At 73.6% G+C, this 15512-nt stretch carries 10 protein-coding genes; 3 read left to right on the forward strand and 7 right to left on the reverse strand.

Annotated elements, in window-relative coordinates:
• Window positions 1–254: 254 nt before the first annotated feature.
• Entirely contained in the window at window positions 255–1118 is an 864-nt protein-coding gene (locus EV371_RS14820; RefSeq protein WP_130465920.1) for a phosphatase PAP2 family protein, read from the forward strand.
• On the opposite strand, the gene EV371_RS33810 is transcribed toward EV371_RS14820, so the two are convergent.
• The gene (locus EV371_RS33810) at window positions 1115–3850 is read right to left on the reverse strand and encodes a winged helix-turn-helix domain-containing protein (RefSeq protein WP_130462555.1); all 2736 of its coding nucleotides are present in this window, start codon (window positions 3848–3850) and stop codon (window positions 1115–1117) included. The genes EV371_RS14820 and EV371_RS33810 overlap by 4 nt on opposite strands.
• 140 nt (window positions 3851–3990) lie before the next feature.
• Between EV371_RS33810 and EV371_RS14830 the strand changes: the two genes are divergently transcribed.
• On the forward strand, window positions 3991–4578 hold the full coding sequence (locus EV371_RS14830) for a dihydrofolate reductase family protein (RefSeq protein WP_130462556.1): 588 nt from the start codon (window positions 3991–3993) through the stop codon (window positions 4576–4578).
• A gap of 132 nt (window positions 4579–4710) precedes the next feature.
• Here the strand turns inward: EV371_RS14830 and EV371_RS14835 are convergent, their stop codons facing one another.
• On the reverse strand, window positions 4711–5550 hold the full coding sequence (locus EV371_RS14835; protein ID WP_130462557.1) for a DUF1028 domain-containing protein: 840 nt from the start codon (window positions 5548–5550) through the stop codon (window positions 4711–4713).
• Between the two features lie 84 nt (window positions 5551–5634).
• Between EV371_RS14835 and EV371_RS14840 the strand changes: the two genes are divergently transcribed.
• The gene (locus EV371_RS14840; protein ID WP_130465921.1) at window positions 5635–6615 is read left to right on the forward strand and encodes an LLM class F420-dependent oxidoreductase; all 981 of its coding nucleotides are present in this window, start codon (window positions 5635–5637) and stop codon (window positions 6613–6615) included.
• An 89-nt stretch (window positions 6616–6704) separates the two neighbouring features.
• Here EV371_RS14840 and EV371_RS14845 read toward each other — a convergent pair whose 3' ends face one another.
• The 5 genes from EV371_RS14845 to EV371_RS14865 all read right to left on the reverse strand — a co-directional run bounded on the left by EV371_RS14845 (window position 6705) and on the right by EV371_RS14865 (window position 15445).
• Window positions 6705–9011 (reverse strand): transglutaminase TgpA family protein, encoded by a 2307-nt coding sequence (locus EV371_RS14845; protein WP_130465922.1) that lies wholly within the window; start codon window positions 9009–9011, stop codon window positions 6705–6707.
• 41 nt (window positions 9012–9052) lie between these two features.
• The gene (locus tag EV371_RS14850) at window positions 9053–10207 is read right to left on the reverse strand and encodes a DUF58 domain-containing protein (protein ID WP_130462558.1); all 1155 of its coding nucleotides are present in this window, start codon (window positions 10205–10207) and stop codon (window positions 9053–9055) included.
• A gap of 10 nt (window positions 10208–10217) precedes the next feature.
• Window positions 10218–11213 carry an AAA family ATPase gene (locus EV371_RS14855; protein WP_130462559.1) on the reverse strand — a complete coding sequence of 332 codons (996 nt, stop codon included), beginning with the start codon at window positions 11211–11213 and terminating at the stop codon, window positions 10218–10220.
• Between the two features lie 47 nt (window positions 11214–11260).
• Entirely contained in the window at window positions 11261–13867 is a 2607-nt protein-coding gene (locus tag EV371_RS14860) for a fibronectin type III domain-containing protein (RefSeq protein ID WP_486484940.1), read from the reverse strand.
• 276 nt (window positions 13868–14143) lie between these two features.
• On the reverse strand, window positions 14144–15445 hold the full coding sequence (locus EV371_RS14865) for a tetratricopeptide repeat protein (RefSeq protein ID WP_486484618.1): 1302 nt from the start codon (window positions 15443–15445) through the stop codon (window positions 14144–14146).
• Window positions 15446–15512 lie beyond the last annotated feature (67 nt).

Raw genomic sequence — 15512 nt, forward strand, 5'->3', positions numbered from 1 at the left:
CGGAGACCTTCATGGCGGGACTGGACAAAGACACTGAGTTTCCAGTCAGTACGGGGTGCCGCGTACGGCGTGACGGAGTATCCTTCCCTCAGTGGGAGGGGCCGCTTCCCCCGTGGCGGCCCCTCCCGCTTCTTGTCATCTCGCCCTGTTCCCGACCGGCACCGGACGGTGCGGTGTCGGCTATGCCGGGAGCGTCCGATACGGTGTCCGGCGTGCGTCGCCAAAGCGGCATCCTGACAGCGTCCTGGCTGGTCATGTGGACCGCGCTACAGATACTCGCGTTTGTCGTGCTCTGGCGGTTCGCCGTCGGCACCGAACACGGCCAGGTGCTGGACACCATCGCACTCACCGGCACCTCGGTCGGACAGCACCGGATCGAGGGCATCGTCGGCGGCGTGTTGAACGCCGTCTCCCTGCTGTCCCTGCTGGTCGCGACCGCGGTCATCGGCTTCATCGCGCTGATCCGGGTCCGGATCACCCTGGCGGTGGTGACCGTGCTGCTGATCCTGGGCGCCAATCTCACCACCCAGGCGCTGAAGGTCCTCATCGAGCGGCCCGACTTCAACGTCGACGAGGCCCGGGACGCGGCCGGCAACAGCCTGCCCAGTGGACACACCACCGTCGCCGCCTCGGTGGCGATCGCGCTGGTCATGGTGCTGCCGCCCCGGGTGCGCGGCTGGGCCGCGCTGGTCGGCGCCGGGTACGCCGCCGCGACCGGTGTCGGTACCCTCTCGGCCGGCTGGCACCGGCCCAGCGATGCCGTGGCGGCCCTTCTGGTGGTCGGCGCCTGGGCGTCCGCGGCCAGCCTGACGCTGCTGCTGACCCAGCGCGAGACCGCACAGGTCGCGGCCGTGGACGGCAACCGGCGGGCCAGCGCGGTGCTGGCCATCGTCGGCCTGGCTCTGCTGCTGGTTGCCGCGGTCGCCCTCGGCTGGACCGATGGCGTGCGGTCCACGCCGATCACCGAGTTCGGCCGGCGCCAGCTCCTGGTCGCGTACGGCGGCAGCGCGGCGGGGATCGCCGGTACCGCAGCCCTGGTGACCGCCCTGGTACTGGTCACCCTGCATCGAGTGGTGCCCCGAGATACCGGCCGAGGTGGCAAGGGGCCGGCGGACTAGGGACCGGCCGGCACCTCGACACCGAGGGCGGCGAGCTCCTGTCGGCCCTCGGCGGCGCGCTCCGGCAACAGCAGGAGCGTGGTGGCCCGTTCGAACCGGGCGCCGATCCGCTCCCACCCCGCCACGGCGGCGGTGAGGGCCGCGCTGTCGCCGTCATGGCGCCCCCGGGCGCGAGCGGTGCAGGCGGCGGCCCAGGCGCTCTCGTGCCGTTCGGCGGCCGACAGCAGCTCCGGCGCGTCGGGCAGCCCGGCGAGGACGGCCAGTTCGGCGCCGGCCGCCCGGGAGTAGGGCGGGGACCAGCTGCGGACCCCGTTGAACGCCAGGCGGACGATTGCGGCGGCGTCCCCGACCCGCCCGGTGTGCACGGCGAGCCGCGCATCGACCATCGTCAGGAACGTGGAGTGCGCGGGCAGCTCCCCGATGACCTCGATCGCGCGGGAACGCCACAAGGCGTACCCGTCGTCGTCGCCGCGTAGCCCGTGCACGAGGGCGACGGCGGCCATCGGCGGTGACATCGTGCCGGTGCGGGGACGGCCGGCCCGCTGCCAGCCGTCCCACGCGGTGCCCGCCATCCGCAGCGCCTCGTCGAAGCGCCCGCTGAGCACCAGCGGGGTGATCAGGAGGGCGGCCGAGTAGTAGGAGCCACCCGCGAGGTCGTCGTCGACGGTCCGCTGCCCGATCGACAGGGCGGCCGGCAGGTCGCCGACGCCGAGGGCGGCCAGGTGGGCCATCCGGTACGTGTCGACGATCTCCGGGGCGGCGGTCGGGTCGTGCCGGGGCATCGCCGGCAGCAGGGCCAACCGTTCCTCCGTCACCCGGCGCACCTCTCCGCCACGCCCCGCCACGATGCCGGCGGTGGCCACCGCATCCAGGGCCGCGCTGATCAGCACCGGATCGCCGGTGGCCCGGGCGGCTGCCGCGGCGGCGTCGGCGAGCGCCGGGTCCGCCTCGTACCTGTCGGAGGTCGCGGCCCAGGCCGCGGCCTCGGCGAGCCGGGCCGACACCACGGCGTCGCTGGCCCCGTCCGCCGCCGACGTCGCCTCGTCGAGGAGATCACGCAGGCGCTGGTACGGAACGGCGAAGCCTGCCGGATGCCTCCGGGCGGTGGTGACCGCCTGCGCCAGCGCGATGGCCCTGGCCCCGTGATCCCCGGCCGCGCGGGCCCGCTCCGCCGCCGCGAGCAGCAGGTCGAACGGGCGCTGGCCGTCGTCGCCGAGCGCGTGCGAAACGGCGGCGGCGGCGTAGAGGTCCGCCGCGGCCGTGCCCGGTGCCGGGGCCCGCTCGGCGGCGGCCCGGTAGTGGCCGAGAGATTCCGCCAGGAACCGTCGGCTGTAGGCGAGGTGAGCCAGGGCTCGGGCCAGCCGGTGCGGCAGCTCGGCCCGGCCTTCGGGAGCGGCGGCGAGGGCGGCTCTCAGGTCGTCGGCGACCGCGTCGAACTCTTCGTACCATTCGTCGCCGTCCAGTCTCGTCTCCAGCCCGGTGGCGACATCGGTCGCCCAGCGCAGATGCCGGTCCTGGATCTCCGGTCGCTCGCCCGACCCGTCCAGCTGCTCGGTGGCGAACGCGCGCACCGTCTGCAGCAGCCGCCACCGGGCCGTACCCTCCCGGCGGTGCACGGTGACCAGGCTCTTGTCCGCCAGCCGGCCGAGCACGTCGGCAACCGCGCCTCGGGTGCTCCCGACCGGGCTCACCGCGACGACGGCGTCGAGGTCGAACGCCCCGGCGAAGGCGGCGAGCCGCCGGAACAGCACACGTTCCTCCTCGTCGAGCAGGTCGTGGCTCCAGCCGATGACCGCGCGCAGCGAGCGGTGCCGCTCGTCCACACCCCTGCCGCCGGCCACCAGCCGCAGGTGGTCGTCGAGCGCGGCCAGCAACCCGTCCTCGCCCAGGGTGGCACTGCGGGCCGCAGCCAGCTCGATCGCCAGCGGCATGCCGTCCAGCCGCCGGCACAGATCGGCGACCACCGCCGGGTCCGCCGCGAACCCGGAATCCGCGGCGGTGGCGCGGTCGACGAAGAGTCGCTCGGCGTCGGACCCCAGCGGCAGCGGGCCGAGCGGTACGGCACGCTCGCCCGGTACGCCGAGTCGCTCCCTGCTGGTGGCGAGGATGCGGGTACCGGGGCAGCCGGCCAGCACCCGTTCCGCGAACGGCGCCACCACGTCGATCACGTGCTCGCAGTTGTCCAACACCAGCAGCGACCGGCCCTCGCCGAGCCGCTCCACCACGGCGTCCTCCAGCGACTGTTGCGGACGCTCGCTGACGCCGAGCGCCGCGGCGACCGCCTGCGCGACGTACCCGCCCCGGGCCGGGACGAGATCGACGAATGCGCCACCGGAGGGGAAGGACGGCCCGGCCGCCTCGGCGAGCTGGCCCGCCAGTCGCGTCTTGCCCACCCCGCCGGGTCCCACCAGGGTCACCAGGCGCGCGTCGCGCAGCGTCTCCAGCAGGTGCTCGTGTTCGACGCTCCTGCCGATGAAGGCGGTGAGCGCCGGTTGCAGTCCGGCCAGCCGCCCCGGTACCGGCGCACCCGCCTGCGCCTGCACGGCGATCTCGGCGAGCGCCCTGCGATCGGCGACGCCGTACTTGCGCAGCAGCGCGGAGACGTGACTCTCCACGGTCCGTACCGAGATGTGGAGCCTGCCGGCGATGTCAGCGTTGGACAGGCGCGCGCCGAGCATGACGAGTACCTCGATCTCGCGCTTCGACGCTCCGACGGGATACGCGACGGTCATCGCACCATCATGCCGGACCCCCGGATCAGTACCGAGCGGCCGAATCCGTGCTGGAATGCGTGGTCGCCACGGATGCCCGCGCCGTCCCCGTGCCGGAGGCTCTATCTCAGGTCACCGAAAACACACACGGGAGGCACAACATGGGACGCATCGTTCTGTCCATCTTCACGACCGCCGACGGAATCGTCGACGAGCCGCAGCGGTTCACCTTCCAGTTCGTCAGCGAGGACTCCATGCAGACCGGGCTGGAGCAGCTCCGGGCCGCCGACGCCCTGCTGCTCGGCCGGGTCACCTACCAGGGGTTCGCCGCCGCATGGCCGAACATGACCGACGAGGCGGGTTTCGCCGACAAGATGAACAACATGCCCAAGTACGTCGTTTCGACGACGCTGGACCGGGCCGAGTGGAACAACACCACCGTGATCAGCGAGAACGTCGCCGAGACGATCGCCAAGCTGAAGGTCGAGGTGGACGGCGACATCCTGATCTACGGCAGCGTCGGACTGGTCAGGTGGCTGCTGCGCAACGACCTCCTCGACGAACTGCGCCTGGTCACCTACCCCGTCGTGCTCGGCGGTGGGGTGCGGCTCTTCGAAGAGTCGGACGAGCCGATGGTCCTGCGGTTGGTCGGCGTGCAGACGTTCGAGTCGGGTGTGGTCGTGTCGACCTACACCCCCAGCCAGGACCAGCTGGTCGGGTCGGTGCAGGACCCCGAGGCCACCGCCTGAACCGGGGCAGGTCGTCGGTAACCGGGGTTCCGGCGGCAGGCCGGGTGCGGTCTACGCACCCGGCCTGCCGCCGTCGAGGGCAGGGCGGGGCTACTGCTCGCGGTACGCAGGTTCGAGGCGGCAGCCGTCTGCTCAGGACCGGGCCCGTATCCGTAGCTGCGCGAGCACGACGGGGTCGATCCTGGCCGGCACCAGCCGCTCCTCCAGGTTCTCCACTCCGGCCCAGTCGGCGAGCCGATCCTCCAGCGTCGCGCCGTCGTCCGGGTGGCCCACCCTGGCGAGCAGCCGCGACACCTCCTCGGCGAGGTCACCGGTCAGGTCGAGCAGCGTCTCCGGATCGGGGCGGTCGAAGAGAATCCGGTGCAGGTCCAGCAGCCGCGCCAGCTCGGTCACCGGATCGGGATGGTCGTCCACCCGCAGGTCCACGACCACGTCGCCGGTGCCGCCGTACCCACCGCCACGGCCGACCACCAGCAGGGCGGCGCTCTGCCGGCCACGCCGGTCACCACCGGCCAGGTCCCCGGCCCGGAGCGCGCCGAGCAGCCGGTCCGGAAAGCGCAGGTCGGCGCCGCCGAGCCAGGCGTCCCGCATCTCCTCGACGACCTGTGGGCCGACCAGGATGTTGCCCTGGATCGCCCAGCGGGCACCGGCCTGCCCGCCGGCCCAGTCGTGGCAGCCGGCGCCGGTGTAGGTGGCGGCCGTGCCGTCCGCATCGACGATCCCGAGCTGGCGCTGCGGACGGCCGGCGTCGGCGGCGACCAACCCGGCCAGCGCGTCGGCCGCGGCCAGGCCGGTACGGAGGAACGCCAGTCCCTGTGGCCGGTAGGCCAGGTTGGCGTGCGCCTGGGTGGCCAGCGCGCCCACCTCGGCCTCGGCGGCCGGCACCATGGCACCGACACCGAGGAACTTGCTGGCGACCGCGACCCCGTGCAGCCGGCCGTCGTCGGAGCGTGCCACGATCGAGAAGGTCACCCGGCAGAGGCTACAAGATCGGGGCGCCCGGTTGCCGGGGCCGCGGCGAGCGGGCACCATCGACCGGTGACCACACGCTGGGGAATGACCGTGCCGCTGGGCGGCGTACCGCTCGACGGTCACGACGCGGTCTACGACGCGCTCGCCGAGGCCGGGTTCACCGACCTGTGGTCCGCAGAGGTGGCCGGCACCGACGCGTTCACCCCGCTGGCGCTCGCCGCAGCCTGGCAGCCGTCGCTGCGGTTGGGCACCGCCGTCGCCCCGGTCTTCACCCGGGGACCCGGCCTGCTGGCGATGAGCGCGGCGGCACTGGCCGAGGCCGCCCCCGGCCGGTTCTCGCTCGGCATCGGCGCCTCGTCACCGGTGCTGGTGCAGGACTGGAACGCGACCCGGTTCGCCGAACCGTTCCGGCGCAGCCGCGACGTACTGAGCTTCCTGCGGGCGGCGCTGCGGGGCGAGACGGTCGACGAGGTCTACGACACCTTCACCGTGCGGCGGTTCCGGTTGGAGCGGCCGCCGGCCGTACCGCCGCCGATCCTGCTGGCGGCGCTGCGTCCCCGGATGCTGCGGCTGGCCGCCGCCGAGGCGGACGGGACGATCCTCAACTGGCTGGCCGACGACGACGTACCGAAGGTGATCGCCACGCTGGGCGAGCGCCGTCCCGGCTTCGAGGTGGCCGCCCGGATCTTCGTCTGCCCGACCGAGGACGCCGGGTACGCCCGGAAGCTGGCCCGCCGGCTGATCACCACCTACCTGACCGTTCCGGCGTACGCGGATTTCCACCGCTGGCTCGGCCGGGAGGCGGTGCTCGCTCCGATGTGGCGGGCCTGGGCGGCCGGTGACCGTCGGGGTGCCGCCGAGCTGGTCCCGGACGAGCTGGTCGACGAACTGGTCGTGCACGGCAGCCCGGAGACGTGCCGGACGCGGATCGAGCGCTACGTGGCAGCCGGGGTCGACGTTCCGGTGCTGGCCCTGCTGCCCACCCCGGAGGTCACGGCCGGCGGCGCCGCCGCGCTGACCACCCTGCTCGCGCAGCTCGGCCCGGCGACGACGCCCTCGGGCTGACCACCCGGACCGCCCGCTCGGCATCGTTGCTCCTCGGTGGCGTCACCGTGGTGGCCGGTAGCGTGGCGCCGCACGTCCGCAAGGGCTGGTCAACGCCGCCAGCGGAGCGGGCCGGGATGCAGCGACCAGAGCAGCCGGCGCCACCACGGCCGGTCGGCGCGGAGTTCCGCCGCGTACGCCACCGCCAGTTCACCGGCCCGCCGAGCCTGGTCGTCGGTGGCGTTGCCGGGCGCGAACGCGGCCAGGTTGACCAGCGCGGCCAGGTCGTCGACGGCCGGCGCCGCCGGGCGGAGCGCTCCGGGGCGGACCGGCTGCTCGGGAACGCCGTCGGGCGCCCGCCCCGCCTCCGCCGCTCGGCGCAGGGTGGACCTGGCGTGCTCGGCGACCTCGGTGGCCGCCAGATGATCCGGCACCGGCCGCCCGGCCAGCCGCAACGCGTCGGTCACCTCCCGCCAGGCTCCGGCGATCCGCTGGGCCGGCGGCCCCTCGGTGAGTCGGCGGCGACGCATGCCCCGGCGCATGCCGACGATCAGGGTGGCCAGCCCGGCGAGCAGGAGCAGCAGCCCGCCGATACCGCCGCCGACCAGGACCGGGGTGCCGAGGCCACCCCGGTCCGGCGCCGCCTGCGGGCCGAGCGTGCCGCTCGGGGTGGCCGCCGGAGTCTGCGACGCCTCGTCCGGCGGCGGCGTGGGATCCTCCGGCTCCGGCTTGAAGTCCCGCTCCACCGGCTTTGGTCGGGTGTTCGGCTTCGGCAACGGGTCGAACGCCACCCAGCCGAGGCCGTCGAAGAGCACCTCGGGCCAGGCGAGGGCGTCCGCGCCGCGCACCGGTCCGGTGCCGGTCGGCGACCGGAAACCGACCACCACCCGGGTGGGCAGCCCGATCATCCGGCCGAGTACCGCGAAGGAGGCGGCGAACTGCTCCGAGGTGCCCCGCTGCCCACCGCCGTTGCCCGGACCGAAGAGGAAGAAGTTGAGGTTGGGATAGGCGTGCCCGCTCGGCGCGTCGGCTACCACCCGGTAGTGCTCGGCGAGGAACCTCTCGATCGCGTCGGCCCGGGCGTACGGCGCGCCGTTCTCCTCGGCGAGATGGGCGGCTAGCTGCTGCATCTGTTCCGGCGCACCCGGCTCGACCCTGAGGAACCGGGCCACCTCGTCGCCGGCCGGCACGCCGGCCGAGGGCAGCAGGCTGTAGTCGGGGCTCTCCTGTCGGGAGGTGACCGAGTAGGTCAGCCCGGCCGTCAGCCCCTCCGGCCGGATCAGCGTCCCACTCTCCTGGTCGTACGCGACCCGGGCGCCGGTCACCTCACGCGGGGTGGGTACCGCAGGCAGCAACTTGCCGGTCAGTCCGTCGATGGTGATCTGCTGCACCACCTGCCTCACCCGGCTGTCGGGCAGCGGCTCCGGCTCGGGCAGCACCCGTCCCGCGTTCCGGTACGTCGCGCCGACCCGCCAGGTCACCCCGTCGTAGTCGCCGAGCACGGCGAGCCGGATCCGCTGGCCGGGTCCCGGACCCTCCTCCTCGGCCGGCTCCGCGCCGTCGCCGGCCGGGGTCGGCGTGGCGGTGCTGGCCGCCGGCGGGCCGCCCGCGACGGTGGCCACGTCGAGCAGCTTCTGGTCCGGGTTCAGCGCCCAGCCGGAGATCCGGATCAGCGGATTCTCGTCGAGGCTGTCCACCTGCGGCGGTTGGACGTAGCGGCGCGGGTCGACCGGGGTGGTGCCGACCTGCCGGGCCACGACGGGCGCCACCAGCACGGTGAGGCCGAGCACCACCACCACGCCCAGTGCGGTACTGGCCAGGGTGCGGGCCCGCAGCGCGGCCCTGACCCCCGGACCCAGCTCAGCGGCCGGATCGGGGTCGCGGCGGTGCTCCGGCGGAGCCGGCGGTGCGCCGGCAGCCAGGGCCAGCGCACCGGCGGCGGCGAACGCCACGGTCAGCCAGGGTGTCGAGTCGGCGTTCGGGCCCACGACGTAGAGCGCGCCCGCGTACAGGGCAGCCGGGGCGGTCAGGCCGAGCAGCACCCGGTCGGCCCGGATCCCGACCTCGGCACCGGCCAGCCCGGCCAGCCAGGCCGCGACCAGCGGCACGATCACGGTGTCCGGCGTCGGCTCGACCGGGATCAGCGCGGTGAGCAGCCGGGGGATGCCGTTGCGGGCGGCGTCGGCCGCCACCTCGCCGAGCGAGCCGGGCAGGTCGGCCCGCTGGGCGGTGAACCGGACCGCGGCGGCCGTGTAGCCGAACAGGGCCAGCACCGAGAGCGGGGCGACCAGCCAGGACGGCAGGCGCCGGGCGGCCAGGCTGACCCCGACCGAGCCGACCGCCGCGCCGAGGACGAGCCGGCTGAGCAGCGGGTCGGCGTACACCCCGCCGAGGACGGCACCGGCCAGGCCGATCATCGCCACCAGGGCCAGCGGCACCGGCAGCGTCCGGAGGAATCTCACCACCGGCGGACCCCGTCCCACTCGGCCGCGAACTCCGCACCGTCGGCCGCGTCGATCACGACCAGTCCGGACGTGCCGGCGGGGCTCTGCCCGCCAGCGCCGAACACTCCGGCCACCACCGACGGGTACCCCGGGCGGAGCGCGCCGACGTAGCCGAGGTCGGCGGCGGCGCCCGGACCGGTGAGGAAGACCAGGGTGTCGCCGAGCCGTTCCTGCCGCAGCCGCAGCGTGGTGGTGCGCAGCGGGTCGCCCTCGGTGCCCTGCGGTCCCCGCACCAGGTCGGCGGCGGCGAGCCGGTCCAGGAACTCCCCGGAGCCGTCGAAGTCCGCGACCAGCAGCAGCGTCACCGGCAGGTCCTCGCGGCGGGCGGCGACCACCACCGAGGCCGCCGCCTCGCAGGCCGACTCGAACGTCTCGGCGATCCCGTCGACCCGCCCCGGATGGGCACCGGCCCGGTTGTCCAGCAGTACGACGATCCGGGGCAGGCTGGTGTCCATCTGCTCCTTGACCATCAACTCGCCGACCTTTGCGCTGCTTCGCCAGTGCACCCGGCGCAGCTCGTCACCGACGACGTACTCCCGGAGCGAGTCGAAGGTGATCGACCCCTGCGGCACCTTGTCGATCCGGCCGTCCATGCTCCGTGCGACGCCGGCCGGCACCGCCGCCAGCGGGTGGATCCGGGGATGTACCCAGACCTGCGCGGTCTCGCCGTGCGAGCGGGCGACGGTGATCAGTCCGAACGCGTCTCGCCCGGTGACCCGCAGCGGGCCGACGTCGATCACGCCGCGCCGGAAGGTGGGGACCGGATAGCTGACCGTGGTGTCCCGACCCGGACGCAGCCGGAGCAGCGGCACCGGCACCGCGCGGTCGCCGCAGCGGTCCTCGGCGATCAGGTTGGCCGAGCGGAGCCGGGCGCTGTTGCGGACCGTCAGCGTCATGCTCGCCGGCTCGCCCCGACCCACCCGGTCCGGGTCGGCGACCCGGCTGACGTCGAGTCGGGGGCGCCAGGCGGCGTTGCCGGCGGCGCAGGCGACCGCGATGGCGGCGGTGGTGCCGAGCAGGGCGAGTTCGGGGTAGCCGAACCGGAAACCGGTGACGAGGAGGATGGCGGCGCCGACGAGGAGGCCGACGCCGCGGGAGGTGACCGTCATGACGCCGGGCTCAGGTGCCGGCCGAGGCGAGCTGGCCCGACGGGAGCGGCACCGGCACCGACGCGACCGCCTCGTGCAGCACCTCGGTCGCGGTGACGCCCCGGACCTGGGCGTCGGGGGAGAGCAGGATCCGGTGTGCGAAGACCGGCTCGGTGAGCGTCTTGAGGTCTTCGGGAAGGATCCAGCCCCGCCCGTCGATCAGGGCGTACGCGCAGGCCGCCCGGGTCAGCGCGATCACACCCCGGGGGCTGACCCCGACCCGGACCTGCGGGTGGGTGCGGGTCGCCGCCGCCAGCCGGACCGCGTACGCGTAGAGCGGATCGGCGATGTGCACCCGCTGGGCCATCCGGACCATCTCGCCGACGGTGGCGGTGTCGGTGACCGGCTCCAGCGCCTCCGGCGAGCGCATCGGGGCACCGCGGAGCACCTCGATCTCGACCGCCTCGTCGGGGTAGCCGACGGAGAGCTTCACCAGGAACCGGTCGAGCTGCGCCTCGGGCAGCCGGTAGGTGCCGTCCATCTCGACCGGGTTCTGGGTGGCGACCACCAGGAACGGCCGGGGGACCGGGTGCCGGACCCCGTCCACGGTGACGTTGCGCTCCTCCATCACCTCCAGCAGCGCCGACTGGGTCTTCGGGGAGGCCCGGTTGATCTCGTCGGCGATGACGATGTTCGCGAAGACCGGGCCGGGGTGGAACTCGAAGGCCCGGCTGGCCTGGTTGAAGATGGTCACCCCGGAGACGTCGGCGGGGAGCAGGTCCGGCGTGAACTGGATCCGCCGCCACTGGCCGTGCACGGTCGCCGCGATCGCCCGGGCCAGGGTGGTCTTGCCCACCCCGGGCACGTCCTCCAGCAGGACGTGCCCCTGGGCGAAGAGCGCGGTGAGCGCCAGCCGGACCACGTGCGGCTTACCCAGCACCACCGAGCTGATGTTGTCGGCGATCCGGGCGGCCAGGTTGGCGAAGCCCTGTACATGGTGCGGGGTAAGCGGCTCGTGGTTGTTCACGTCGTGGTGCTCCCTGTTACCGGAGGTGCTCCCTGCTACCGACGCGGTCAGCAGGTCGGCAGGATGTTGATATTGTCGCCCCCCTCGAGGTCGAGCCAGGCGAACGGGATGTAGTTCTTGCCCTCGTACTTGACCTGGACCCACCAGGTGCTCTTCTTGTTGTCGTTGTAGATCCAGGCGTCGATCTCCTGGCCGGACTTCTTGCAGTACGCCTCCAACCGGGTGCCCGGCCTCGCCCAGCCGACCTGCTGGTCGTTGTTCTGCCGGGTCCCCGAGAAGATCTCGTTGCCATTGCGGCCCGGGCCGTCCGAGTCGCAGTAGGTCCGCTGGTCCCCGTCGGGTCCGTTCTTGCAGGTGGCGATGCCGTAGACAGCGGCGGTCGACTTGCTGACCTTGTCGGTGCCGTTGCCGGCCGCATTGGTCGCCGTCACCGTGAGGTCGTAGGACGTGCTGGGAGTCAGCCCGGTGACCCGGATGCTGGAGCAGTTGCCGTTGACCTTGGCCCGGCCGGCCGGCGTCACCGAACAACTCGCCTTCCCACCGCCGTCGTCCACGGTGAAGTCGACCGTGACCGAGGTGGCGTCGGCGGAGGTCCCGGTGATGGTGACCCGGGGCGCCGCGACCGTCCTGGCCGTGTCGGTCGCGGTGGCACCGGGGCCGGCCTCGTTGACCGCCTGCACCCGGACGGTGACGGTCGCCCCGTCACCCAGCCCTCCCACGGTGGCCTGGGTGTCGGTCACCTCGCTCTTCTTCCCGCCCGCGTCGACCAGGTATTTCGTGATCGGACGGCCGTTGTCGGCCGGCGGGCTCCAGGTCATCGAGACGGTGCCGGGTGAGCCGGCAACCGTCTTGGCCTGGAGGTTGACCGGCGCGGCCGGGGTGCTGAACGGGACGACGGTGTTGCTGGCCGGCGAGGCGGCCGAGCCGGCGCCCTTCTCGTTGATCGAGACCACGGTGAAGGCGTACTGGTTGCCGTAGTCGAGTTCGCCGGCCGGGATCACCAGCTCGGTCTTGGTCGACTCGCCGACCGGTGCGTTGGCGCCGGCCGAGATGGCGGTCACGGCGTACTTGTTGATCTTGTAGCCCTGGCCGTTGGCGGCCGGCCACCTGACCACGACCGTGCCGTCCGGCCGCTCCTCGGCGGTGACGCTGGCCGGCGGATCCGGCACCTCGGAGGTCGGCACCACCGGGTTGCTCCTCTTCGCCGGACCGGCGCCCTTGGCGTTCACCGCGTGCACCGAGAACCGGTAGGTCTCGCCGTTGGTCAGGCCGGTCACCTCCAGCGAGCGCTGGTTGGCGCCCACCTCGAAGGTCCGGCCGGCGCCCTGCACCACGTACCGGGTGATGGCAGCACCGTTGGCCGCGGCGGGTCGCCAGCTCACCCGGGCCTGGGCATTGCCGGCGGCGGCGGTCACCGACTTCGGCGCGCTCGGCTTGCTGATCACCGGCTTCGGCGGCGGCGGAGGCGGCGGCGGGTTCGGCGGCGGGTCACCACCGAGCACGTCGTTGGCGTACTTGTCGACCTCCTTGACCTGGTGCTTGTCGTCGATGACCCGGGCGACGGCGGAGTTCGGGGCGTTGATGAAGAGGTGGTTCTCCCGGACCTCCAGCTCCAGCGGGCCGTTGGCGCCCGGGATCTCGATCTTTTCCAGCAGCTTGCCGGTGGGATCGAACGAGTAGACGGTGCCGGTGTCCTCGTCGGCGCAGTAGAACCGGTCCGCCCAGGCGACGGCGGGGCTCAGCCGGGTGCCGGCGCCCGGCACCCTGAACTGCTGCCCCACGGTGCCGTTGTCGGCCACCACGATGTTGCGGTCGTCCAGCACCGTCACCGGCACCCGGAGGCCGGTGGTCCGGGGCGGCATCGCGCCCGGGCCGGTGAGCGGCAGTTTGACCGGTTGCTTGTCCCCGCCGCGCAGTGTGGTCAACGTGTTGGTGGTCCGGTCGAGCACCGCCACGCCGTCGTCCAGAGTGGAGATCGTCAGGTCGTGGCTCGGGTCGGCGACCGCGTCGTTGAAGACCTGCTCCGGGCTGACACTGCCGCCCGTGCCGCCGCTGTCGGACGCCGGGAGCTTGGCGGCGGTGATGGCGGAGACGGTCCCCTCGCTGGGCACCGCGACCCAGAGCCGCCCGGTGCCGTCGAACTCGCCGCCGGTGATGCCGGGCGGGTAGTGGATCTGCTCGCCGACCGGGGTCAGCGACCGGGGGTCGAGTTGGCGCACGATCCCCTGCACCGCGTCGACGACGAACGCCGCGTCCTCGTGCAGGGCCACGTTGACCCCGATCCCGGCGGTGGTACTGGTGGTCGCGATGATCTGCAGGGTGGCCAGGTCCAGCGAGCTGACCTGGCCGGTGTTCAGGTCGCGCAGGATCAGCAACCGGTCGGTCTGCACCACCTGCATCCGATGGTTGCGGCCCTGCGGGATCTGGACCCGGGTGTCGACCCGACCGGTGACGCCGTTGACCCGGGCCACCTCGCTCCTGGCTGTGCTCCACAGCCAGGAACTGGCATCGAAGCTGGCCACGGCGTTGTCGGCGGCGCCGAGCCCGAGCACGGTCAGCCCCATCGCGGCGGCCAGGGCGGCCACGGTGGCGATGGTGACCAGTCCGCCCCGGATCCGGGTGCGGCGGCGGGCCGGCGGCGCACCGGGCGCCACGCCGGCGGGGTCGGCCCCGCCGGTGCCGTCACTGCCTGTCAAGCCGTTGCCTGTGGTGACCACAGTCGGCCGCCTCCCCACCCGTGGGCGGTCGTGTCCGACCGCCGTCGTCAGCGAATCTTTCCCGAAACCGCGTGCCATCATAGGGCCCTGGCTTTGCCCGCGGGTACCTGGAGCGTGCCCTTGTGGACGGAGGCGGCGCGAATTGTGGATAAGCTCCGTCGCCCGTCACCGTCTCCGCAGGTCAGCGTGGTAAGAACGGTTGTCGAATTGTGATCAGGGCGGCGTCGCCCCGGTGCCGTCGCGCTTCGTGCAGGCAAGATCGGATGGGGCGAATTCATTGGTCGAATAGACGGCGAGCACCGAGAAGCAGTAATCGAGCTTGGGGTTCAGCGCGTTCACCTTGTAGGTGGTCTCGCCGGCACTGAGAGTAATCATCGGTTTGGTCTGCTGGCCGGCGCGGCCGCCGGCGACGACGAACGGCACGGTTCCGCCGCTCGGGTCGGTCCAGGTGACGGTGATCGCGGTGCCCTCGTCGAGCAGCTTCACGTCGGTCGGTGGCTCACCGGCGACGATCGGCTCGCCGCGCTCGTCGGTCGGCCCCGGGCCGGGTGAACCGCTCCTGTCGACCACCACCGTGACCACCACCACGATCGCGGCGACCACCGCTGCGGTGGCGGCGATCGCGGCGGCCACCGTCGAACCGCGACCGCGGCTCGGCTCGGGCGCCGGTGCGGCCGGGACGGCAGCCGGGGGTGGAGCGCTTACCGGGTACGGCTCGGACCGGGCAGCCGACTGCGCCGAGTACGGCGGGTACGTCGCCGGCATCTGCTCGGCGTACGGCGAGGTTGCCGGCTCGGCCGGATGTCCTGACCCCGGTCCGGCCGGATGTCCCGACACCGGTCCGGCCGGATGTCCCGACACCGGTCCGGCGGCTGGTGCGTAGGTCGGTGAGGTGGCGGCCGGCTGGAACGATCCACCGCCGGCCGGTTGGGCCGGTGGTGCGGACATCGGCGACGGAGGCGGGGGCGGGACCGGGTTCGGCCCGGCGGGTGGCGGCGGGACCGGGTTCGGCCCGGCCGGTGGCGGCGGGACCGCGGCCGGCCCGGCGGGTGGCGCGGAGAGTGCCGTGGCCGCGCCGGCCGCCTCCCCGAGGTAGTCCCGGGCCGCCCGGACCTGCCAGTGGTCGTCGCCGAGCACACCCGGCCCGAGCGAGGCGACCCGGCCGAAGTTGCGGCGTGCCTCGTGCCGGTTGCCCAGTTCCTCGGCGACGGCGCCGAGCTCGAAGCTGAGCGACAGCATCAGGGGGTCGGCTTCGCCCCACCGGCGTTGACCATCGAGCAGCGCCTCCTCGAGCAGCCGCCGGGCGGCCGCCGGGTCGTCGGCCTCCCGGTGCCACCGTGCCAGCACCCCGACGGTGGCCAGCACTTCCGGATGGTCCTTGCCGTAGGCCGGGCGGGCCGCGTCGAGCGCCTGGGTGAGCAGCCGTCGGGCACCCGGATCGTCACCGCCGTCGCGTAGCGCCCGGGCGCGGCCCTGCACGGCGGCAAGTTGTGGTGGCTGAGACACGCCCGCCATGCTGCCTCCTGGACCGGGTACCGCGCCAGCCGGGCCGCGGTTCCACCGCGCCGTTCCGGCGTTGTGC

The organism is Plantactinospora sp. CNZ321 (assembly GCF_004217235.1).

Excerpts from the sequence above, each read along its gene's own strand:
- EV371_RS14820 (WP_130465920.1), top strand. The coding sequence starts at position 255 with ATGTGGACCGCGCTACAGATACTCGCGTTTGTCGTGCTCTGGCGGTTC.
- EV371_RS33810 (WP_130462555.1), bottom strand. The coding sequence starts at position 3,850 with ATGACCGTCGCGTATCCCGTCGGAGCGTCGAAGCGCGAGATCGAGGTA.
- EV371_RS14830 (WP_130462556.1), top strand. The coding sequence starts at position 3,991 with ATGGGACGCATCGTTCTGTCCATCTTCACGACCGCCGACGGAATCGTC.
- EV371_RS14840 (WP_130465921.1), top strand. The coding sequence starts at position 5,635 with ATGACCGTGCCGCTGGGCGGCGTACCGCTCGACGGTCACGACGCGGTC.
- EV371_RS14845 (WP_130465922.1), bottom strand. The coding sequence starts at position 9,011 with ATGATCGGCCTGGCCGGTGCCGTCCTCGGCGGGGTGTACGCCGACCCG.
- EV371_RS14850 (WP_130462558.1), bottom strand. The coding sequence starts at position 10,207 with ATGACGGTCACCTCCCGCGGCGTCGGCCTCCTCGTCGGCGCCGCCATC.
- EV371_RS14865 (WP_486484618.1), bottom strand. The coding sequence starts at position 15,445 with ATGGCGGGCGTGTCTCAGCCACCACAACTTGCCGCCGTGCAGGGCCGC.